This window comes from Acinetobacter sp. CAU_H_S139_7 (genome assembly GCF_058599305.1).
Window position 1 is genome coordinate 2,785,921 of record NZ_CM178651.1, and the last position, 22,830, is coordinate 2,808,750.

Annotated in this window: 20 protein-coding genes and 1 pseudogene; 11 read left to right on the forward strand and 10 right to left on the reverse strand. The window is 40.4% G+C overall.

The genetic code is table 11. The features are described from left to right. Positions 1-40 precede the first annotated feature (40 nt). Both ygfZ and AC4MC0_RS13615 read left to right on the forward strand, forming a co-directional pair. Entirely contained in the window at positions 41-763 is a 723-nt protein-coding gene (gene ygfZ / locus AC4MC0_RS13610; protein ID WP_335998798.1) for a CAF17-like 4Fe-4S cluster assembly/insertion protein YgfZ, read from the forward strand. Positions 764-819: 56 nt separating this feature from the next. Further along, entirely contained in the window at positions 820-2,757 is a 1,938-nt protein-coding gene (locus AC4MC0_RS13615) for an AAA family ATPase (RefSeq protein ID WP_125280295.1), read from the forward strand. 45 nt (positions 2,758-2,802) lie between these two features. Here the strand turns inward: AC4MC0_RS13615 and AC4MC0_RS13620 are convergent, their stop codons facing one another. Further along, positions 2,803-3,981 carry a PQQ-dependent sugar dehydrogenase gene (locus AC4MC0_RS13620; protein ID WP_335998801.1) on the reverse strand — a complete coding sequence of 393 codons (1,179 nt, stop codon included), beginning with the start codon at positions 3,979-3,981 and terminating at the stop codon, positions 2,803-2,805. Between the two features lie 340 nt (positions 3,982-4,321). Then, positions 4,322-4,567, reverse strand: coding sequence for a hypothetical protein (locus tag AC4MC0_RS13625; protein ID WP_004695190.1), 246 nt, complete (start codon positions 4,565-4,567; stop codon positions 4,322-4,324). 293 nt (positions 4,568-4,860) lie between these two features. On the opposite strand from AC4MC0_RS13625, the gene AC4MC0_RS13630 reads away from it, so the two are divergent. Beyond that, positions 4,861-5,667 carry a tetratricopeptide repeat protein gene (locus AC4MC0_RS13630; protein WP_201702569.1) on the forward strand — a complete coding sequence of 269 codons (807 nt, stop codon included), beginning with the start codon at positions 4,861-4,863 and terminating at the stop codon, positions 5,665-5,667. A 41-nt stretch (positions 5,668-5,708) separates the two neighbouring features. On the opposite strand, the gene AC4MC0_RS13635 is transcribed toward AC4MC0_RS13630, so the two are convergent. The 3 genes from AC4MC0_RS13635 to AC4MC0_RS13645 form a co-directional block, all read right to left on the reverse strand. Then, complete coding sequence (locus tag AC4MC0_RS13635) at positions 5,709-6,632, reverse strand: AEC family transporter (RefSeq protein ID WP_335998805.1); 924 nt, start codon at positions 6,630-6,632, stop codon at positions 5,709-5,711. Positions 6,633-6,741: 109 nt separating this feature from the next. After that, a complete protein-coding gene (locus tag AC4MC0_RS13640) occupies positions 6,742-7,857 on the reverse strand; it encodes an NADH:flavin oxidoreductase/NADH oxidase (protein WP_335998807.1) in 1,116 nt (371 codons plus the stop codon). Positions 7,858-7,965: 108 nt separating this feature from the next. After that, a complete protein-coding gene (locus tag AC4MC0_RS13645) occupies positions 7,966-9,246 on the reverse strand; it encodes a carbohydrate porin (protein WP_335998809.1) in 1,281 nt (426 codons plus the stop codon). Positions 9,247-9,598: 352 nt separating this feature from the next. Here AC4MC0_RS13645 and mutM point away from each other — a divergent pair, with 352 nt between their 5' ends. Together mutM and AC4MC0_RS13655 are read left to right on the forward strand one after the other, a co-directional pair. After that, a complete protein-coding gene (gene mutM / locus AC4MC0_RS13650; protein WP_335998811.1) occupies positions 9,599-10,453 on the forward strand; it encodes a bifunctional DNA-formamidopyrimidine glycosylase/DNA-(apurinic or apyrimidinic site) lyase in 855 nt (284 codons plus the stop codon). After that, positions 10,450-10,734 (forward strand): peptidylprolyl isomerase, encoded by a 285-nt coding sequence (locus AC4MC0_RS13655; protein WP_004695176.1) that lies wholly within the window; start codon positions 10,450-10,452, stop codon positions 10,732-10,734. The genes mutM and AC4MC0_RS13655 overlap by 4 nt, the downstream gene beginning before the upstream one ends. A 58-nt stretch (positions 10,735-10,792) precedes the next feature. On the opposite strand, the gene AC4MC0_RS13660 is transcribed toward AC4MC0_RS13655, so the two are convergent. From AC4MC0_RS13660 to typA, 3 genes are all read right to left on the reverse strand, one after another. Beyond that, on the reverse strand, positions 10,793-11,122 hold the full coding sequence (locus AC4MC0_RS13660; protein WP_335998813.1) for a gamma-glutamylcyclotransferase family protein: 330 nt from the start codon (positions 11,120-11,122) through the stop codon (positions 10,793-10,795). 126 nt (positions 11,123-11,248) lie between these two features. After that, positions 11,249-11,683: a large conductance mechanosensitive channel protein MscL gene (gene mscL, locus AC4MC0_RS13665; RefSeq protein ID WP_004695171.1), complete on the reverse strand. Its 435-nt coding sequence runs from the start codon at positions 11,681-11,683 to the stop codon at positions 11,249-11,251. A gap of 201 nt (positions 11,684-11,884) precedes the next feature. After that, the gene (gene typA, locus AC4MC0_RS13670; protein ID WP_004695169.1) at positions 11,885-13,723 is read right to left on the reverse strand and encodes a translational GTPase TypA; all 1,839 of its coding nucleotides are present in this window, start codon (positions 13,721-13,723) and stop codon (positions 11,885-11,887) included. A 171-nt stretch (positions 13,724-13,894) separates the two neighbouring features. On the opposite strand from typA, the gene AC4MC0_RS13675 reads away from it, so the two are divergent. The 3 genes from AC4MC0_RS13675 to AC4MC0_RS13685 all read left to right on the forward strand — a co-directional run bounded on the left by AC4MC0_RS13675 (position 13,895) and on the right by AC4MC0_RS13685 (position 17,831). Beyond that, on the forward strand, positions 13,895-15,265 hold the full coding sequence (locus AC4MC0_RS13675) for a uracil-xanthine permease family protein (protein WP_335998816.1): 1,371 nt from the start codon (positions 13,895-13,897) through the stop codon (positions 15,263-15,265). A 67-nt stretch (positions 15,266-15,332) separates the two neighbouring features. Continuing rightward, complete coding sequence (locus AC4MC0_RS13680; RefSeq protein WP_004983119.1) at positions 15,333-16,358, forward strand: methyltransferase; 1,026 nt, start codon at positions 15,333-15,335, stop codon at positions 16,356-16,358. Positions 16,359-16,367: 9 nt separating this feature from the next. Further along, entirely contained in the window at positions 16,368-17,831 is a 1,464-nt protein-coding gene (locus AC4MC0_RS13685; RefSeq protein WP_005400253.1) for an amino acid permease, read from the forward strand. 665 nt (positions 17,832-18,496) lie between these two features. Here the strand turns inward: AC4MC0_RS13685 and omp38 are convergent. Beyond that, positions 18,497-19,504: an outer membrane protein Omp38 gene (omp38, locus tag AC4MC0_RS13690; RefSeq protein WP_126037838.1), complete on the reverse strand. Its 1,008-nt coding sequence runs from the start codon at positions 19,502-19,504 to the stop codon at positions 18,497-18,499. Positions 19,505-19,877: 373 nt separating this feature from the next. Between omp38 and AC4MC0_RS13695 the strand changes: the two genes are divergently transcribed. From AC4MC0_RS13695 to AC4MC0_RS13705, 3 genes and pseudogenes are all read left to right on the forward strand, one after another. Continuing rightward, on the forward strand, positions 19,878-20,402 hold the full coding sequence (locus tag AC4MC0_RS13695) for a GspH/FimT family pseudopilin (RefSeq protein WP_201702556.1): 525 nt from the start codon (positions 19,878-19,880) through the stop codon (positions 20,400-20,402). A 100-nt stretch (positions 20,403-20,502) separates the two neighbouring features. Further along, a complete protein-coding gene (locus AC4MC0_RS13700; RefSeq protein ID WP_279688370.1) occupies positions 20,503-21,678 on the forward strand; it encodes a thiolase family protein in 1,176 nt (391 codons plus the stop codon). A gap of 292 nt (positions 21,679-21,970) precedes the next feature. Continuing rightward, positions 21,971-22,408: pseudogene (locus AC4MC0_RS13705) on the forward strand (VOC family protein); the annotation flags it as partial. A gap of 13 nt (positions 22,409-22,421) precedes the next feature. Here AC4MC0_RS13705 and AC4MC0_RS13710 read toward each other — a convergent pair. Next, positions 22,422-22,775, reverse strand: coding sequence for a DMT family transporter (locus tag AC4MC0_RS13710; RefSeq protein WP_087528269.1), 354 nt, complete (start codon positions 22,773-22,775; stop codon positions 22,422-22,424). Positions 22,776-22,830 lie beyond the last annotated feature (55 nt).

Sequence of the window (22,830 nt, forward strand, 5' to 3'; positions counted from 1 at the left end):
TAATTCTTTAGTATTAGATTTTAAGGTAGGCGAGCAATTCATGAGCGATCTAGCTTTCTCCTCTTTCACTTTAATTGGTGTAGATGCACTCAAATTTTTACAAGGCCAAGTGACGGTCAACGTTGAAGCTTTGGCTGAAAATACAACGCAATATACCGCCATTTGTGACTTGAAAGGTCGTATCCACTTTGGTTTGTGGCTGACAAAACGTAACCCTGAGCATTTTGAAATTGTCACCACTCAAGACCAGTCGGAAGAATTTGCTAAGCACATTAAAAAGTTTGGTGCTTTCTCTAAAATGAAACTTGAACCTACGGGTTCAGTTTTTCCAACCTTCACGCAAGACCGCACCACCTTTTCTGCTGAGCCTACCGATATTGCTGCATGGCAAGTGCAAGCCATTACTCATGGTGAAGCGTTTATCGACCAAGCCATTGAGCATGTGTTTCAACCCCAAGAGCTTCGTTTACACCAACGTGAAGGCGTGCACTATGACAAAGGGTGTTACTTGGGTCAGGAAGTGATTGCACGTTTATGGTTTAAAGCCAAACCCAAAGCATGGTTGCATTTAATTCAGGGTACAGGCAGTGCACCTGCGCAAGCTGAACAGTTGAATAAAGGTATTCAAGTGGTGAATAGCGCTGCGATTGATGGCGGTTATATCGCGTTGGTGGTGGCACGTCCTGAGTCTTTGACCGAACTGGATGTGACAGTTTTAGACTTACCAGAACGCTTAAATGGTGATGTGGCAAGACCGCAGTAAGTTTATATTTTTTAAAATGTTGTGATAAATTAGCTCCTAGATTTAGGGGCTTTTTAATGACTGAAAAATTATACTATTGGGCTGAAAATTTAGAAAACTATAGTTCAGACAATGAACAGGACTATGATCAAGTTATAGAAATAAAACGGCTAAACTTTTTTATTGGTAAAAATAATGCGGGAAAAAGTCGTTTTTTGAGAAATTTATTTAAATCACTTAATTCACAAACTTTTTATCAATCTGAACTGTTCTTAAAATTATGTAAAATAGATAAAAAATTAAATGATGATATTTACAACCAAACTAGAAAAAACCCAAATTATGAGTATTTTTCAAATACTTTCAATGACTTAAAAAATAACCTCACTATCAGTAGAAGAAATCAGGCTGTTCAGCAATTCAGTCATATTCTACAATATCTTTCCAATTTAGGTGTCTTAAACTTACTTGTTAGCAACAATAATGCGCCTCAAGCGAAAGAACTTTTTACAAATCAGATTACAAACACCTCTACTGTAAACTTTGATCTAGAAAAATTTTATATTCCAATTCTAAGAGGTATGCGCCCTGTCACTGAAATAGAAAATAAACAACCGTATATAGAAAGAGCTCAAAAAGACTACTTTTCTAATAGCCAAAAATTTAATTCAAAAAACATCATTACAGGTGAATGTTTATATCATGAACTAAAAACGCACTTACTTGGTGAACCAGAGCAACGTGAAATCATTAAAAATTATGAAGAAAAACTCAGCCAATATTTTTTTGATAATGAAACTGTATCCTTAATTCCAAAACATGACCAAGATGTTGTAAATATTAAAATTGGAAGCGACAAACAATTCCCTATTTCAGAACTCGGCGATGGCTTACAACAAGTCATTATTTTAACTTATGAAGCTTTTATCAAAAAAGATGAAACCCATGCTTTCTTTATAGAAGAGCCTGAACTGCATATGCATGCGGGCATGGTTCGTCAGCTCATGAATTTCTATCTAAACGAAACCAATCATTATTATTTTTTTACCACACATTCCAACCATCTTTTAGATATGGCAGATGAATCAGATCAAGTCATCATCCAAAAATTCGTAAAACAACCAAAAGAGAATCCTAAAGATGGCTTTGATTTTAAAATTTATCGTTGTGACCGAGACCGTGATCTACTGGCCTCTCTTGGTGTAAAACCATCTTCGGTTTATTTAGCTAACTGCACCATTTGGGTCGAAGGTATTACAGATCGTTTATATATCACTAAATATATGGAAAAATATTTAGTTGAATTAAAAAATTCAGATGAAGAGCTTTATAAAAAATACCGCCGTTTTATGCCTAATTATCACTATACATTTGTTGAATATGCAGGAAGTAACCTAGTTCATTGGGACTTTAGTGATGAATTTACTGATCACTTAAATGATCAAGGTATGAATGCTTTACTCACTACAAGCAGTGTACTTCTCATTGCAGATGGTGACATTCAAGGGAAAGGCAATCGTGTCGAGCAATTAACTGAATCATTAGGTAAGCAATTTTATCTTCTGCCTTGTAAAGAAACTGAAAATACTCTGCCTGCTAATATTATTCATTACGCATGTAATATTAAATTTTCAGGCTTAGAAATTGCATTAAGTAGCAATCTTGAGTTAAGTAAAATTCTAAAAAATTATTTATCAATGGATGGTATGCAAACTAATACCAAAGATGGCTTTGACATAACACAGTTATTAAGTGATCAAAATTACTTCCATGCGAAAGACGGAATCGGAAAAATTATAGATTCTAAAATTAAAATTGGAAATCCAAGAACATCAGATGACAAGCCTAAAAAATGTTTTGCAGATGCTTCAGGAACAATTAAAGATAAGCTAAAATTCTGTCGTCTAATTTTAACACTAATGGATCATGTCGAATGGACACTTACAGATTCAGCTAAAGAGCTTTGTAAGACCATTTTTGAACATATTGATGAAAGTAATAACGCAAAACTATAGCCACTCACTTAGCCAAAGTTTAAAACACTTTGGCTTTTTTTATAACTATTCTTTCCTCTTCACATAATAAACCACACCACTCTTATCATCTGAAAGATAAAAGGAATTTGCATCTATACGGTAAATATCCGCAGGTCGACCATTCACCTTATTCCCCACTAAAAAACCATCCATAAAGGTTTCAAGTTTTTGCCCTTTACGCATAATCACAATTTTATAGCCATGACCAATCGTGGCATCCGTAGAACCATGCAGAGCCACTAAAAAAGAATTTTTAATGGTGTCATCCGTATTTGGATGATCAAAATAGTCAAAGCCAAGTGCAGACGAATGCGATGGGAAATAGGCATAAGGAGGCGGTACATTTTTACATCCTGCTGGACGTTTAAATTTTGGGTCTGCAAAAATTTTACCATTCGACGAATAGCAAGATGGCCAACCATAATCTGCATCACGTTTGAGTGCATAAAAAGTTTCATCAGGTTTATGTTTACCCAAATGATCCGCACCTTGATTGGTGGCAAATAAGAATTTACCCACCCATTTCAAACCGACAGCATTGCGTAAGCCTGTGGCATAAATCTTTTGTTCCGAACCATCGGGATTCATTTCTAAAACTGTCGCTCGAACTTTTTCTTTTTCAACGCAAGCATTACAACTTGAGCCGACTGAAACATAAATTTTACCATTCCCACCCACAGCAATGGTTCGCGTTAGATGCCAGCCCCCATATTTATAACTTAAACCATAATCAGGAAAAGTCGCTAAAACTTCGGTTTTGTCCGTGGGTTTAATTTCACCTTGGGTGAATTTTCGTCGGGTGAACTGATGCGTTTCAGCTAAATACAACCAATCCTGTCCTGAAGAATCGGTATAAAACTGGACTGAATTTGGATTCTTCAAACCCGTCATATAAGGAATTATTTTACCGAATTTCCCCGTTTCAGCATTCCACTCATCCAAAATATAAACGATGCCTTTTTTATTGTCGGTCAAATCGTGCATATCCGTGACAAACATTCTACCGTCAGGTGCTTTGCTAAAAAAACGAACACGTTTTAAACCCTCAGCCGCAGGAATGATGTCGTAATTTGCTGGAAGGTTTAGAGAAAAGCGCTTCCCATTTTTCAAGTTAATTTGATGAGGCACAAGTTTTGGCTGCCCAGCTAAAACTGCCATTGAGCCAACTAAACATATGAATAAGATTGAGAATATTTTTATCATTTTAGAGATGTCTCGATTCATCTTATGAAAAGTAACCTTCTTTTTTATATGATATAACTTGAATGATGAGCACACAGTCAAACGCTTTTGCTAAAAAAGCGTATAATCTATTCATATACAAATTATTATTTTATATTATCTTTTAGCCTGACCACTGCAAGTATCTTTGCAGTGGTTAAAGCCATTCACACTCATTCTTCGGGTATAAACAAAACATAAAAAATATTGCTTTAGAAGTCTATAGCAAGCATCAGTTCTTGGATAAAAGGCTCATCCAAGGACTTAAACTATTTTTAGAGCCTTATTTAATAGTTCACTCATTTACAATGAAGATTAAATATCAAAAATCATGAAACAACTTATTCATGTCTTTGCAGAGATAGTCTTTAAATGAAAAGTCTCGTGCATGTTTAGCATCAAATTTTGCGGTCACACCGTCTTTTTCAAAGATATATACACGGTCATCTTTGCTCACTAAAAACTCACCACCCAATTTCATCAATAAGGCATCAATTTTTTCACCATCTGGAATCGACTCATCGGCCAAAACTTTTAAATAATTTCGCTTAATTGACTTAATAAACATGCTGAACTCACTACTCATTTTCAGCGTTATTTAAACAGAATCTAAGCCAGAATCCTAATAAATCCCAAAGCTCATCCGCTACAAATACCAATAACACGTTTCAGACTTTTCCACTGCATAGCACGCGGGTTGTATTGGAAAAAGATATACCGATCAACACAATCAACGAAAATTTGTAAGACCAAGACACAATTCAGATATTTACATTCACACAATTCAACTTATGATGTGAAATGACTCAAAACAAATACACACATAGATGGACTTATGTGTAAGAAAAAGGTTTATAAAACATGAAGAAAATCGTACTTGCAAGCTTAATTGCACTCTCTAGCCAGCTTGCACTTGCAGCCACCACTCAAGATACCATTAACCCCGAATTTGCCAAGATTGAAGAAATGGTTAAAGCCAACAATATGGCGGGAGCATATCAAGCGTTAGAAAAACTGGCAAAGTCTGGCAACCCACAAGCCATGTACAACTTGGCTTATTTGACTCAGACTGGCCAAGGCACAGCGAAGAATGAGAAGAAAGCCATTCAGCTCTATCAAGACGCTGCAAATAAAGGCTACCCTGTTGCGCATTATGTGCTTGCGAAAAACTATGTCACTGGTACTTTAGGCTTGCCTCAAGACATCAACAAAGCCAAACAACACTTTGAAGCATCATCAAAACTAGGCTTTGATGATGCGACTGTTGAATATGCCGTGCTGTTATTTTCTGAAAATAAACCAGAATCTGAAAAGTTAGCCCTTAAGAAACTTGAGCCTTTGGTGAAAAAAGGCAACTATCAAGCCATTCATGCACAAGCCCTGTACGACATCAGTACAGGCTTTAAAAACAAACAAGAAGCGCCGATTCAAAAAGGCCTCAACAGCATTCAAGACTTAGCCAAAAAAGGCTATATTCCTGCCCTAATGGCCGTAGGCAATATGTTTGCTAATGGCAATATCATTCCGCAGAACTTGCCTGAAGCGAAGAAAATTTTCACCGCTTTAGCCAAGGAAAATGTGCCACAAGCGAAAGAATCATTAGCGCAGGTTGAAACTATGATGGCGAATCAAGCTAAGTCCCCTGCAACAGCAGCAGTCAAAAAATAAATCGCTTCTTCAAAAAATACTCTCAATTGAGAGTATTTTTTTCACCACCAAAGACCAATCAAGACACTGACCACCACAAAACTCAATAGCGTGCTAATCATCAGTGGAGTGAGTGCTTTTTCATTCAAACCATACACTTGCCCAAAAATTCCAAACAGAGAGGGCATCGGTAAAGCTGCAATCAAGGTCCCTGCATAAATCATCTTTGGGTCCAATTCAGTCAAATAGGTCAGCCCTAAATAAACCAATAGTGGCATACAAATATTTTTAGACACCACCAGATAAACGGTTTGTAAGTTAAACGATTGAATGGTTAGCCCCACCATTCCCCCACCAATAATAAAGAGCGCTAAAGGTGCAGCAGTCAGGCCTAGCATCGCAAAGACTTGGTCGATTAAATGTGGAATTTGAAGTTCGAAAATCGCACAACCCATACCAATCATCACCGACAAAAACAGTGGATTTTTAAGTAGCGTGAGAAATGTAGTTTTTAAAATGGAGGCTAAATTGGCTTGTCTTTGTCGCCCTATTTCTGCCAGAGTGAGCATCAGCGGTACAAGAAATACACTTTCAATGATCACCACCAATGAAATATAAATCATTGCTTCGCTTCCCATCAGCAGCGTCAAAATCGCTGCTCCCAATAACCCCGTATTGGACATGGATGCACCCAGTGAAAAAACTGCGGCGTGGGTAAAGTGATTTTTAAACAGCTTTTGACCTAAAATAAAAGCCGTAATAAATAAGCCAAAGGTCACAGCTGCATAAACATAAAAATAAGAGGGATACCAAATTTCATGCAAATCTTTTGAAGCTAAGGCGTGCAATAATAAAGCAGGTAACGCAATTTTGATGACAAAAGCACTGATTGCAGTCATTTGCTCTTTAGCGAGCAACTGGATTTTGACAGAGGCAAAACCAAGGAAGAGCAGGAAAAATACTGGAAAAATTACCGAAAAAATCATTCAAGCTGTTCCTTTTCCAGATGATGTAAGTAAAGACCTATCCTAGGATACACCTTTACTCAGTTGAAATATTTTTAAAGCCCAATGGCGAAGCAAAATGCTTATGCGATTAGAACGCAGAAAACAAATCTTTGATCCCATGTGGCTGACACCGTAAATACTGCGGTGCGATAGAGACTTTCCCACCCAGTTCTGCGGCTGCATGCCACGGCCATCTTGGGTCATACAACATGGCGCGCGCCAGACCAATTGCATCGGCTTCTTGCGCTTCTAAAATATGTTCAGCCTGTTTGGCTTCTGTAATCAATCCCACCGCAATGACTGGAATTTTCACCGCTTGCTTCACCGCGTGGGCAAAAGGCACTTGATACTTGGCCTTAATCTGAATGTCTTGTTCCACATGCAAGCCACCACTTGAGACATGAATATAAGCCGCCCCGAGTTGCTCCAACGCTTTCGATAGCCCCACTGTTGAATCAATATCCCAACTTTCTGTTGCGGTCGATTCCATCCAATCAGTTGCAGATAAACGTATACCCACGGGATAGTTTTCAGGAACAGCTTGTTTAATGGCTTGGAATACTTCTAAAGTAAATCGAATGCGGTTTTCAAAACTTCCGCCATATTCATCGGTACGTTGGTTCGACAGCGGTGACATGAACTGATGCAACAAATAACCATGGGCTGCATGTAGTTCGATCAGCTCAAAACCTGCATCTACAGCGCGTACTGCTGCACTGGCAAAGTCATCGATGATGTCTTGCATCTCCGCCACACTCAAAGCATGTGGTGCGTGCTCTTCGGGCTTAAAGGGCACATCACTGGCAGACACCGTTTGCCAACCATGGGGTTCATTCGGTTTGATCTGACCTTTTCCCGACCACGGTCGATCGGTCGATGCTTTACGCCCTGCATGTGCCAGTTGAATGGCAAAAGGCATTGGAGAGAGTGTTTTGACTTTTCTGAGCAAGGCTTTCATTTGCGCACGTTGCAAATCATTCCACAGTCCTAAGTCCGCAAAACTGATCCGTCCTACCGCTTGTACGGCTGTCGCTTCAACAATACATAAGCCCGCACCTGACAAAGCATAATTGGCCCATTGTTGCTCATGCCAATAGCTCAACTCACCCGCATCATTGGCTGAATATTGGCACATCGGCGCAATCACGATTTTATTTGTTAAGTTTAGATCCCCAAATTGAATGGGTTGAAATAATAATGGCATCACAGCTCTCCCTGTACTCACTATGATCTATAACAAATAAAGCACCTTGCATTCAACGCTAAAAGTGCAAATCTGCTGTCAAACCTTTGCACTTTTATGGCTATCCATTTAGAAAATAATGCGGCTTCCGAGCCCCAAGACCAGTGCATTATCCACCACATGGCTTGAACCTGAGTTGATCACATATTGGATGTTGGGACGTAACATTAACCACGGCGTAGCGTTATAGCTATAGTTCAATTCAATATTGTATTCTGCGCTCGCATCATACTGTTCTTTACCCGCAGTGAATCGCTCATTCAGATGTACACGATTCACTCCAAAACCTAAAATATCCGTTGTATGCTGTTCAAATACCCCAATATATTTCAGCCCCACTTGTTGTGAGTTGTCTACTTTATTGGTGATGCGGTCATGCCATGTAAAGTTAGCAAAACTATGCAAACCTTGGCGCCCTGCACCCGTTGAAGTCAGTTGTTGTTCGATGGCAACCCATCCTGCAAATGTCCGGTCTTCGCCAACCACACCTTTGCCATAAGCCACGTCATATTGGTTATTTGGATCATCTGCGGTGTTATATATCCCACCAACCCGATAGCTCCCCGCCAAACCATTGAACAGTGCTTTCGGTGTCCAAATCACTTCCACAGGAATAGTCACACCATCGGCATGCTCTGTGTCTAAGCTCCAACCTTGTCCTTCTGCTTTGCCATTGCCATTATCTGGATTGAATTCATAAACACCCACTTGAGTTGCCACTTCAGGGGTCAGTTGATACTTAATACGACCACCCCATTGTGAAACCGGCGTATTCATCCAGATATTACCCTGCCATTTCCCCATTTGCGCGGCACAAAAGGCATTACTGACAAAATCACAGGCCATCACATCAAAATCAGAACCCAAACCCAGTCGCCCAACTTTGACACTGAGCCCTTGTTCTTTAAAACGTTTTTCAATTGAAAGCTCTGACAAACGGCTGTCTTGGTTTCCACGACCATAAGTGGCTTGTACATTGGCTAATTGCGGTGCAGAAGGATCTTGCAAATCGCGAATTGAGGTACTTTGTCCTTGACGCGCAGTCGCAACAAAACGAACGGTGACCCCTTCCCAGCCCGCTAGCTTCTCTAAATCAAATTGTGTACCTAGCCAAAACTGTGAAGCGGTATTTGGACTTGCACCTGCATTATGCCCGCCATCCGCCAAATAGTTGGTATCTGTTAAAGCATTGGCTTCAAACTTAATGCCTTTTTGCGCCAATTCAGTTCGTTTTCCCTGCCAGTCACCAAACAAATACTGACCATGTACATCTAACATCTGCTCCGCATGACTCACTGTCGCCCAGGCACACATTGCTGTTGCAAATAAAGAGAAAGAAAACTGTCGCATAAAACCTAAGCCCCAAACTAAAATGAAGAACAATTCATTTCATTTAAATGAAAATTTTAATGAAAAGTACATAATTTTTAAACAAAGATCTCAGCAAAATTTTTATCATTAATTCAAAAAAAGTTATCAATATCGTCCACAGCTATAAACAGAAGATTGGATTTGGGTGCTTCATGGCAGTTTTCACTCGATTCGAGAATGTAATTTGAGGAGGAGGATTCCTAATCACAGCACACAATCCCACACTTTAGCTTTGTACAAAGCTGCTAAAGGCAAGCCTCTGACTGAAATCACTTGCAATCTTGCGTGTACACCGCAATATTAGCCTCAAGTTTTATCAGCTCATGTTGCCATGCCAGAATTACCCGAAGTTGAAACCACCAAAGCCAGTTTAGCGCCGTTATTAGATCAGCAAGTGCTCAGTGTTGAAGTTCGCCAGTCGAGCCTGCGCTGGCCAATTCCCGCCGATCTCAACAAACTGGTGGGACAGCGTTTAATTCAACTCAAACGCCGTTCTAAATACATTTTGGCCGTTTTTGAACAAGACACGATGCTTTGGCATTTGGGCATGTCAGGGAGTTTCCGTATTTGTGAGGTCGGTGAAACGCTGCGTAAACACGATCATTTGATTATTCGTTTTGAAGATGTCGAGCTACGCTATCATGACCCGCGCCGCTTCGGCTGTATTTTATGGATGGATGAATATTCGCAAACCAAGTTAATCGATACCCTTGGGCCTGAACCGCTGAGTGCTGATTTTAACGCTGAATATTTAAGCCAAAAGTTAAAAAACAAACAGGTCGGCATAAAAGTTGCAATCATGGATAATCATGTGGTGGTTGGTGTCGGAAATATCTATGCCACAGAGAGTTTGTTTAATTTGGGCATTCACCCTGCGCAAGTGGCGTCTAGTTTAACACCCAGCCAAATTGAAAAATTGGTGGTCGAGATTAAACGTATTTTGCAGCAGGCCATCGATTTAGGTGGTTCTACCCTGCGGGACTATTCCAATGCGATGGGTGAAAATGGTTACTTTCAACAAACCTTATTGGCTTATGGTCGAGCAGGTGAAATGTGTGTGAACTGCGAAACCACGCTTGAAAACATCAAACTAGGACAGCGTGCTTCTGTATTTTGTCCCGAATGCCAACCGCTGAAAAAAGTGCAACCTAAGCCCAAAGCCACAGCTCGAGGAAAAACCAAATGAAAACTGCCATTGTTCGTCATATTTTGGTCAAAGACAAAGACCTCGCTGAACAACTGAAAAAGAAAATCCACGATGGCGCCGATTTCGCCAAAATTGCCAAGCAATATTCCACCTGTAATTCAGCTAAGCGCGGTGGTGAACTGGGTGAAGTCAAAAAAGGCCAACTGGTGCCTGTGATTGATAAATTGGTCTTTAGTGCTGCTGAAAAAGTACTACATGGTCCCATCAAGAGCCAATTTGGTTTTCATTTACTAGAAATTAAATTCCGTATGGATTTTTAAAAAGTTACCCAGTGTGTGATGTGTTTAAGTCTAAGCACATCACAAACACGGTATTTGATTAAGCCTCTTTCATCTCATATGTCCAAGCATCAACACGTTCGCCAGATTCCAACGTCCCTTGTACCCTCACCCGTTGATACTGTATCCCTTCAAACTCATCCAACGCATCCCAATGTTCGGTTAATTTCTCACTGCTAAAAAAATATCCTTCAACCGCTGCTGCTTGCGGATCTAAAACAATGGCGAATAAGCCTTTGTCGGGTCCCCAATCCAAAATATGCACCACGCCATGCACATAACCTTTTTGCCATGTTCCACCTATGCACTCTAAAAGATGGGCATTTTCATGATTTGGACGAAGTGTCCCGTAGACAAATAATTGGTTCATTCGGCATCCCCATAGCTATTCAATCAGCGCGCATCATAAAGTCAAAATTGTACAAAAACCAGTCTTTGGATAAGTCTCAGACATAAAAAACGGCACTTGATGTGCCGTTTTATTTTAACCATTCGATTACTGACGTTTTTTCAATTCATCACGAATTTCACGTAGCAACTCGATATCTTCTGGCGTTGCTGCTGGTTCTGGCGCTGCTTCTTCTTGTTTACGGCGCATACGATTAATCATTTTCACCATTAAGAACACCACCCATGCCAAAATGATGAAGTTAATTAAAATCGTAAGGAAGTTACCATAAGTCAGGACGTTCACCCCAGCTTTGGTCAACTCATCTAAAGACTGTAAATTGTTTGGGTTATCCCCTAAAACAAAGAATTTCTGTGTGAAATCTACACCACCACCAGTCACAACCGTGATCAATGGCATGATGATGTCTTTCACCAATGAATCGACAATTTTACCAAATGCCCCCCCGATGATCACACCGACAGCCAAATCAATCATGTTGCCTTTTACCGCAAATTCGCGGAATTCTTGAACAATACTCATCTAAATCTCCAGTTATTTTTTGACTTTAATTTATGTGACGAAGTATACATTAATTTTATAGCTTCATTTCCATGTAATTTACTCGGAAATCATCTGCTTTTATATATTGGTTTGCTAATTTTAAACAAAAAAATGCCATCAATAAATTGATGGCATTTTTAAATGTTGCGGCCCCGCATGGGGCAACATCATTTTTAAAACTTATTTACCAGAACGGTTACGTTTACGTTCGTTTTCAGTCAAGTAACGCTTACGGATACGGATTGACTTAGGTGTTACTTCAACTAATTCATCATCTTCAATGAATTCAAGCGCTTGTTCAAGCGTATATTCAACAGCTGGAACAAGAGTCAACGCATCATCAGTACCAGAAGCACGTACGTTTGTTAACTGTTTTGCTTTAGTTGGGTTAACTGTCATGTCATCTGAACGAGAGTTAATACCAATGATCATACCTTCGTAAACTTCTAACTGAGGTTTAGCAAATAGACGACCACGGTCCTGCAATGTGAACAATGCATAGCCAAGGCAAGTACCTTGAACCATAGAAATCAACACACCGTTTTGACGTTTCGCAACAGTACCTTGTTTCATTGGACCGTAATGCGAGAAGCTTGATGTCATGATCCCTGTACCAGAAGTCATGGTCAAGAATTCTGAACGGAAGCCAATTAAACCACGTGAAGGAACAGTTGCTTCAATACGGATACGGCCTTTACCGTCAACTTCCATATTCGTCATTTCGCCTTTACGGTGACCCATTTGTTCCATTACAGAACCTTGGTGCTGTTCTTCAACGTCAAATGTTACGTTTTCGTATGGCTCTTGCTTTTCGCCATCAACTTCTTTCAAGATTACTTGTGGACGAGATACGCCCATCTCGAAGCCTTCACGACGCATGTTTTCAATCAGAACTGAAAGGTGAAGTTCACCACGACCAGAAACTTTGAAACGGTCTGGACTGTCAGTGTCTTCAACACGTAACGCTACGTTATGAATTAATTCGCGGTCTAAACGCTCACGGATGTTACGTGAAGTTACGAATTTACCTTCTTTACCAGCAAACGGTGAGTTGTTTACTTGGAAAGTCATCGTTACTGTAGGCTCATCTACAGACAATGGTGGTAAAGCTTCAACATTTTTCGGATCACAGATTGTGTCAGAGATATGAAGTTCATCAATACCTGTGATACATACGATATCGCCTGCTTGAGCAGAATCAACATCAACACGTTCTAAACCGTGGTAACCCATGATTTTTAAGATACGACCGTTACGAGTCTTACCTTCTTTATCAATTACAGTAACTTGAGTGTTCAGACCAACTGAACCACGTTGAATACGACCAACACCGATAACACCTACGAAGCTGTTATAGTCAAGTGAAGAAATCTGCATTTGGAATGGACCATCAACATCAACTGCTGGTGGCTCAACAATGTCTACAATTGTTTGGAACAATGGAGTCATATCTTCAGCAAGTTCTTCTGGAGATGGACCAGCAACACCACGAAGACCTGAAGCGTAAACAACTGGGAAGTCTAACTGTTCGTCAGAACCACCAAGGTTATCAAACAAATCAAATACTTGGTCAATAACCCAATCTGGACGCGCGCTTGGCTTGTCGACTTTGTTGATAATTACGATTGGCTTCAAACCACGTGCGAACGCTTTTTGCGTTACGAAACGAGTTTGTGGCATTGGGCCTTCTTGAGAGTCAACAAGAAGAAGTACACAGTCAACCATCGACATTACACGTTCAACTTCACCACCGAAGTCCGCGTGTCCTGGGGTGTCGACGATGTTAATACGGTATTCTGTATTGGTACGTGCATCTAACCATTTGATTGCAGTGTTTTTTGCAAGAATGGTAATACCACGTTCACTTTCAATCGCGCCTGAATCCATGACACGCTCAATCTCGCCTGCACGATCGCCAAGTGCACCTGATTGCTGTAAAAGTTTGTCTACTAGAGTGGTTTTACCGTGGTCAACGTGCGCAATGATGGCAATGTTGCGGAGAGTTTTGATATCTGACATGTAAATTCGATACGCCTAAAGTTTGAGGGCAAATTATACAGAAAAATAATAGAATTTAGTAGTGACAGTTTATTGACAGACTCATTTTTTTTGATAAGTGGTGTGTAATTAATTTTGTAAAGCTGTGTAAAGCGATTAGAATAGCGCCACCTTGCTAACACCCTTTGACATATGTCTGATCAGAAACTCTCTCCCAATCAAACAGATCAACTCGATTTGGTCTATGGTTTAAACGACCGCCCTCGCCCAATCATTGCTTTTCTTGCTGCCTTTCAACATCTCCTTGCAATTATTGTCCCAATTGTTACTCCGGGCTTACTCATCTGTCTAGCGCTTGGTGTGTCGAAAGAAGACACCAACATGATTTTATCCATGTCTTTGGTCATTTCAGGGATTGCAACCTTCTTACAATGTAAAAAAGTTGGACCTTTCGGTGCAGGTTTATTGATTGTTCAGGGCACCAGTTTTAACTTTATCGGCCCGATTATTGGAATTGGCTCTGCCATGGTTGCTGCAGGTACTCCAGTAGAATCCGTCATGGCTGCAATTTTTGGTGTGGTAATCGCAGGTTCATTTATTGAAATGGGCGTCTCACGTATTCTGCCTTGGGTGAAAATGCTCATTACCCCATTGGTCACAGGCATTGTAGTGTTATTGATTGGTTTGACTCTCATTAAAGAAGGTCTGATCAGCATGGGTGGTGGCTATCAAGCCATGTCAAACAATACCTTTGCCAATCCAGACAACTTAATCATGTCGTGTACAGTGCTAGCACTGATCATTATATTGAACCGTATTCGTATTACTTGGGTGAAAAGCTCGGCTATTTTAATCGCACTGATTGTCGGTTATGTATTGGCAGGGTTTATGGGGCATCTCGACTTTTCCGGTCTTCAGGATGCACCTCTGGTTCAAATTCCAACCCCAATGCACTTTGGTTTAGACTTCTCTTGGAGTTTATTTATTCCAATGGCCTTTATTTACCTTGTGACCTCTTTAGAAGCAATTGGTGATATTACTGCGACTTCAAAACTTTCCAACCAGCCCGTGGATGGTGCAACATGGATGGAGCGTATTAAAGGCGGTGTCTTGGTGAATGGTGCAAACTCTTTCCTTGCGGGTATTTTCAACACCTTCCCTAGCTCGGTCTTTGCACAAAACAATGGCGTAATTCAACTCACTGGCGTTGGGAGCCGTTATGTCGGCATCTGGATTGCCGCATTATTAGTGATTCTGGGTTTACTCCCTGCTGTTGCAGGGGTGATTCAGGCAGTCCCTCAAGCTGTTTTAGGTGGTGCTGTGATGGTGATGTTCGGAGCTGTAGCAGCTTCTGGAATTAACATTCTGTCAGGTATTCATCTTGACCGCCGCGCACTACTGATTATTGCCATTTCATTGGCGCTTGGCTTGGGTGTTGCACAAGTTCCACAAATTTTGGAACATTTACCTGAATTATTCCGTAACATCTTTAGCTCGGGTGTTGCGACAGGTGGTATTGCAGCCTTGTTATTAAATATTATTCTTCCTGAAACGAAGAAATAATTGTTCATTTCAGTATGCACTTTGCCCAGCACTGTCTGGGCATCGTTTTTACAATGGAGTATATAAAATGGATCCACGAAGTGAAGTTGTTCTTCGCCAGCAAGAATTTCTCTCTGGTTCAGTTTTACTGGTCAATGCACCGTGTGACGAATTAAACACACAGCTAATTGGTACTGTAGAACCACATTTTTGGACATGGAATTTTAACGAATTACAATATTTCCAAAACCAACAAAGTGATGTGCATTTTGGTACAGATTTACCTGATGTCGCTTTTGATCAAGCCATCGTGTTTGTTCCAAAGTCAAAAGAACTACTCAATTATGTCCTACACCAACTGGTGAGTCGTTTGGCCGTAGGCGCATCGATCTTTTTAGTCGGTGAAAAGAAAGGCGGTGTAGAACGCGCGTCTAAACAGCTGCAACCTTTTGGTAAAACCCTCAAATTAGACAGCGCTCGACATTGTCAAATGTGGCAGTTAGTCACCGAAAAAACCGTAACGGCAAAACCTTTGGCTGATTGGGCACAACTCTATACAGTGCCAACCCCGAAAGGTGAATTACAGATTTGCGCATTACCGGGTGTGTTTAGTCAAAATCGTCTAGACGTGGGCACAGCTGTGTTATTGCCTCACCTTTCACAGGTCACTTCTGGAAAAATTGCAGACTTTGGCTGTGGTGCAGGCGTGATCAGTGCTTATTTGGCCAAGTTAAATCCGAAAAATCGCATTTTTGCACTGGATGTCGATGCCTTTGCACTCGCTTCAACAAAAATGACTTTTGAGAAAAATAACCTTTTACCAGAACAACTTGAGATTAAAGCGGTACACGGAATTGAGGATGCTCCTCTGTTTTTACACGCAATCGTCAGCAATCCCCCATTCCATCAAGGCATTCATACAGATTACAATGCCAGCGAAAATTTATGCAAAACATCCCGTCGCCATCTTAAATCGGATGGCGAGTTGTGGATTGTTGCCAACCGCTTTCTGAATTATCCATTACTCATTGAGCAAAGTTTTGGCCAATGTACAACCAAAGCCGATCAACAAGGCTTTAAAGTGCTGTTTGCCAGCACACAAAAGAAATCTTAAGGAACAATGATGAGCGAAACGACTCAACCAGCTCAACTCAAGCGGAAGCTTGGAGCTCGCCATCTGAATATGATCGCCATTGGTGGTTCAATTGGTACAGGTTTATTCCTTGCCTCAGGTGCAACCATTGCAAATGCTGGCCCTGGCGGGGCGTTATTGGCCTACTGCTTAATTGGTGTGATGATTTACTTTCTCATGACCAGTCTGGGTGAGTTGGCAACACACAACCCAACATCGGGTGCATTTTTCACCTATGGCACCAAGTATGTTGAAGGCGGTTTTGGTTTCGCCCTTGGCTGGAACTATTGGTATAACTGGGCCATTACGGTTGCATTTGAATTGGTTGCAGTCCAATTCATCATGAAATTCTGGTTTCCCGACCTGCCCGGTTTCTACTGGAGTGCTCTCTTCTTAGCTGTTGTCTTTGGGATCAATGCACTGACAGTCAAAGGCTTTGGTGAAAGTGAGTTCTTCTTCTCCTTGGTTAAAGTCCTTGCCATCATTGTGTTTATCATCATTGGTATTTTCATGATTGCTAAAATCATGATGACGCCAGGTGTCGCAACTTTTGCCAACTGGACCAAAGGTGAAGCACCCTTCGTTGGTGGTTTATCTGCACTGATTGGTGTAGCAATGATTGCAGGGTTCTCGTTTCAAGGTACCGAAATGGTCGGTGTTGCTGCAGGTGAATCGAAAGATCCACAAAAGACGATCCCGATTGCCATCAAACAGATTTTTTGGCGCATTTTACTGTTTTATGTGGTGTGTATTTTCATTATCGGCACACTCATTTCATATGATGATCCACTTCTATTACAAGCAGCTTCATCAGAGAATATTGCACTCTCGCCATTTACCCTCCTCTATGAAAAAGCTGGATTTGCCTTTGCTGCCAGCGTAATGAATGCCGTAATTTTAACCGCAATTCTATCAGCAGGTAACTCAGGGATGTATTCATCGACGCGTATGTTGTTCAATATGGCTCAAAATGGCAGTGCACCTAAAGTGTTTGCCAAATTAGACCCACGCGGCGTACCCATGAATGCGCTTTATGCAACAACAGCAATTGCTGCACTTTGCTTCTTAACCACCTTCATTGGCGAAGAACAGGTCTTTAATTGGCTGCTCAACATGTCGGGTATGTGTGGCTTTATTGTTTGGTTAGGGATTGCTGTTTCACACTATCGTTTCCGTAAAGGCTATGTTGCCCAAGGGCATAAGGTTGAAGACTTAGCATATCGTGCAAAATTCTTCCCCTTTGCACCGTGGTTTGCCTTTATCCTGTGTGCGATTGTTGTTTTAGGTCAAAACTACCAAGCGGTACTTGATGGCGAATGGCTCTCCGTTTTATCGACCTATATCGGTATTTTCTTATTCTTGGCGATTTGGCTAGGCTATAAATGGAAATACAAAACTAAACTGGTTTCATACCAAGAAATGGATGTCAGTCCAATGAATCCTGATCGCGAATAAAATCCATTCATAATAAAAGACAGCCTTCGGGCTGTTTTTTTATTTTCTTCATTTATTCATTTACTTAAACCATAACCTTTCAATCATGCACACATCCATCAACAGCATGGTTCAACTCTTGAAGTTACATAGAATCGATAGTTATGACTTGGATCCATCCTAGAATTAGTGAATATTCTGTAACCAGCATCGGCTCACTTGCGCGATGAACAATTTACATACTTGGGCAGTAAAAAGGACATACTTGATTTAGCTCCCTATTCGCACAGCTATAACTAAATATTACGGTTCATTGAGTACTGATCTCTATCTAATTCTTAGCCCCTAGATATCAAGCCAGAAATATTATCTCATTGGCAAAATAAATCCTTATAAAGCTAAATAACTAGAAATATCCATTCATTCTAAAGACAAAATTATTATCGATGTCGTGAAGCATGAGTAATAGAAATCCCCCTTTTCATTCTTCTTATATTCATCCTCTAAAATTAAATACTTCTAACTGTATTTAATATCCTATACGTAACTAACCATGACCACCGTAAACCTTAAAGGCTCTTGCATTGAGCTCAAGTTTATTTTCAACGACACGAGTTAACATAAATTTCATTGGTTTAGACATAAAAAAACGACTCCGAAGAGTCGTTTTTTAGTTAAAACTCAGATTATTGAGCTTGAACTGTACGGCTGCCAGAAATTGTCGCGAATACACGACGGTTCATAGCACGGCCTTCTTTAGTGTTGTTGTCAGCAATCGGTTGGTCCCAAGCGAAACCTTGAGTAGACAAACGAGCTGGGTCAACGTTGTATTCGTTTACTAGAGACGATTTAACAGAGTTAGCACGAGCTAAAGATAAACGTTCGTTCAATGCACGTGGACCAGTGTTGTCTGTGTGACCTTCGATGCGAGCAGTAGCGTTTGGATATTCAACTAACTTCTCAGCAACTTTAGCGATTTCTGGCTTGTATTGGTCTTTGATGTTTGATTTGTTTGTATCAAAGAACACACGAAGTTCCATGTTAAGGTCTTCAGTTAACTCTTGTGGTTGAACTGGAGCAACTGGCTCAACTGGAGCAACTTCTACTACTGGAGCAGCAGGTTTCAAGTGACCACCAAGAACTACGTTAAGACCAGCAAGTGCTGTGTAGTTCCAGAAATCTTCATCGATGTTGTAAGTAGCACGAGCTTCAGTACGTAGAGACAAAGCATCGTTCAAGCGCCAGAAAGCACCGAAACCAGCATTACCTAAAGTACCTTCTTCGTCTTTAGCAATACCATCGATGTCATATTTGTAGTGACCAGCACCTAAAAGTACGTATGGCTTGATTTTGCTGTCGTAGTTTTTAGTGATCAAATCAGAAGTAGCATAGAAGTTACCGTTGATTTGAGTTTGCTTATATTCAGCACCAGCAGCAAGACCGTCTACATCACCTTTAACTTGGTTGTATTCAGCTTCGAAACCTAACCAAGGAGTCAATTCAACACCAAGTGCAGCGCCAACGAATAAATCGTCTTGAATTTCAGGAGCAGAAGTTAAATGGTCAACACCGTTGTTGTGTTGACTATCTTGCCAAGTGTAACCAAGCATTAATGGAGTAACAGTTACGCCCGCGTTTGCAGCAGCTAAAGGAGCAGCTACGAGCATTGCTAATGCAATACGACTCATTTTCATGGATTTATCCTCCAGAGATAACAATTGTTTTTCAAGCTAAGCTTAAAATTATTTAACCATTCTGAGATAGGCTTTTTTATACCCCAGTTTTATTTTTAAGCTATTCGCAATGAATCATACAAACACTTTATTTTTTTTCCAAGTGCTTGATAACTTTAATCAAGTAAATTATTGACAAAATTACTTACAATTTCCGTTGTAATTCGGTAATTTTTTACTCAATTTTTACTTGCGAATAGCTTATTTTCACTTGTCTTACATTTTAACAGCTTTTTAAACAAGTTGAGTACTACTAATTATGTATAAAATTTGTTTGATAAACAAAGCTTTAATAAATAAAAAATAGCCCACAACAATAAAACTGGATAACCATATGTTTTTTATAAATAAAAAAGGGTTCACATTATTTGAACTCATGATCACTATTAGCATTATTCTGATCATTTGTACAATCGCACTTCCTCACTTTCATCAGTATATGGCCTCACAAGAGCGAAGCAAAACACTGAATACATTACGAAATAGTATTCAGGCAGCCAAAAATATGGCTAACCTGCAACGTCAAAATATCACCATTTGCCCAAGTCAAGACCTTATTCAATGCCAAAATCATCAATGGAACACAGGTTTTATTGTATTTATCGATAATAATAAAAATCGACGAGTAGATACCAATGAAACGATTATTCGGACAGAACAACAACAGCTTAAATATGGCAATCTTGATTGGCGTGGCACACTCAACCTTCCATCATTAAGCTTTAAAGCTGAAAATGGCCTCCCCCTTGGCTCAAATGGAACCTTCTATTACTGCTCTATACAAAGTCAGGATCACTTTAAACTGGTCATGAGCAAAATGGGGCAGATCCGAACAGAACTCATCAATACTTGTAACTAGACCCATGAGTCCATAATCACGTTTTCAGCTTTTCTCGCTAGCAAATTTGCATATACTGCTTAAGTTTCCAACAAAACGCATAAGTGATTCGGAGAAGAAAATGACAGACATCGTAATTGTGAATGGTGCTCGTACGGCAATGGGCGGTTTTCAAGGCAGTTTAGCCAGTGTAACCGCGCCTGAACTCGGTGCTGTGACGATTAAAGAAGCGATTGCTCGTGCTGGCCTACACGCAAACGATGTAGAAGAAGTAATCATGGGTTGTGTTCTACCTGCGGGATTAAAGCAAGGTCCAGCGCGTCAAGCGATGCGCCAAGCAGGTTTACCTGATTCAACAGGTGCTGTGACCATCAATAAATTATGTGGTTCTGGCATGAAAGCGGTAATGCAAGCTGCGGATATGATCAAAGCTGGTTCAGCAAATATCGTGGTTGCAGGTGGCATGGAGTCGATGACCAATGCTCCTTATATTTTAACCAAAGCGCGTGCGGGCTACCGTATGGGACATGGCGATGTCAAAGACCACATGTTCCTTGATGGCTTAGAAGATGCAGAAACAGGTCGACTGATGGGTTCTTTTGCACAAGATATGGCCAATACCCGTGGCTATACGCGTGAGCAAATGGATGCATTCGCGATTCGCTCTTTAGAGCGCGCACAAACAGCGGTCAACGAAGGTTACTTTGCAGATGAAATCGTGCCTGTGACAGTATCAACCCGTAAAGGTGATGTGGTTGTAGATAAAGATGAGCAACCGTTCAATGCCAATATTGCAAAAATTCCAAGCCTTCGCCCTGCTTTTGCTAAAGATGGTACCATCACTGCGGCAAATGCAAGCTCAATCTCGGATGGTGCATCCGCACTGGTTTTAACTTCAGCAGAAAATGCATCGAACAAAGGTTTAGCACCATTAGCGAAAATTGTGGCTTATGCATCGAACTCACAACATCCATCAGAGTTCACTATTGCACCAGTCGGTGCAATTGAAAAAGTGCTTAAGAAAACAGGTTGGAATGCGCAAGACGTAGACCTTTGGGAAATCAATGAAGCTTTTGCGATGGTGACTATGTGTCCAATCGATGACTTCAAACTTGATCCAGCAAAAGTGAACATCAATGGTGGGGCTTGCGCACTGGGTCACCCTGTCGGTTCAACCGGTTCACGTATTATCCTCACTTTAATTCATGCGCTTAAACGCACAGGTGGTAAAAAAGGGATTGCGGCACTATGCATCGGCGGTGGTGAAGCGACCGCTGTAGCGATTGAATTACTTTAAGATGCAAGTAACCCTCTTTTATTGACATATTTTATACAATAAAAGATTGGATGATTAGCTGATATAAAAGCGACATTTATGAAAATCCCTCGACTGCGAGGGATTTTTTATTACAAGATTGTATTAGGGTCGATCTTAACGACTCGTTAAAATAACGACGAAAAAAACAACAAGGATAAGACAATGCAACTGAATCACTATAGTCAAATCATTATAAAACAAATACAAATAAGTCGATGAATTATTTAGAGCTTTCTTATAATAATGTATGGATAATAAAGTAGTTTGACTATACCTCAACTTTGATGGTCAAACCGAAGCCGCATTTAATTTTTACAAATCTGTGTTTGGTGGAGAGTTCGCAACGTTCATGCGTTATGGAGACTTACCTTCAGATGAAAGTTCAGTTACCCTTTCCGACGCTGACCAACAAAAAATCATGCATGTTTCGCTTCCCATCAATGCCAGCACGATTCTGATGGCTTCGGATACCAATGATCAGTTTTGTGCCCAAACCAATACTGTTTTTACTGTAGGCAACAACCACTATATTTCGATTAACTTAGATGCCCATGAACAAGCCGATGCTAAACGCTTATTTGATGCGCTTTCAGTCAATGGAAAAATAGAGATGCCATTAGAGAAAACCTTTTGGGGCGCACTTTATGGTGCATTTACTGATCAGTTTAGAATTAAATGGATGGTGAATTGCCAATTACAAGAAGGATAAAAGCGTCTTTTTTTTAAACATCAATATTTGAAAATTGCGCAATAATAGTGAGCCCCACGGTAATAAAACCAATACCGAGCCATCCAGCCAAATCAATATTCTGTCCTAAGAATGTTTTAGCAAGGAGTGCTGTGGCAATGACACCAATGCCAGACCACAGCACATATAAAATTCCCGCTTGCATAAATTTTAAGGCATAGGCGGCACACGCAAAAGAAATCATGTAAAGCACCAGTGCAATACCTTGATCCAATTTATTGACCAAGCCATTACCTTTTGCGGAATAAAAAGTCGAAAGCACATCTGTAGCAATAGCAATGAGTAGCCAAATGACACCAGGATTAATTTTTGCAAAAAGTGCCATCATGTCCAATCTACCTGCTTCTTTTTCTTCAATTTGTGCATCAAAAATGCTGCGTATA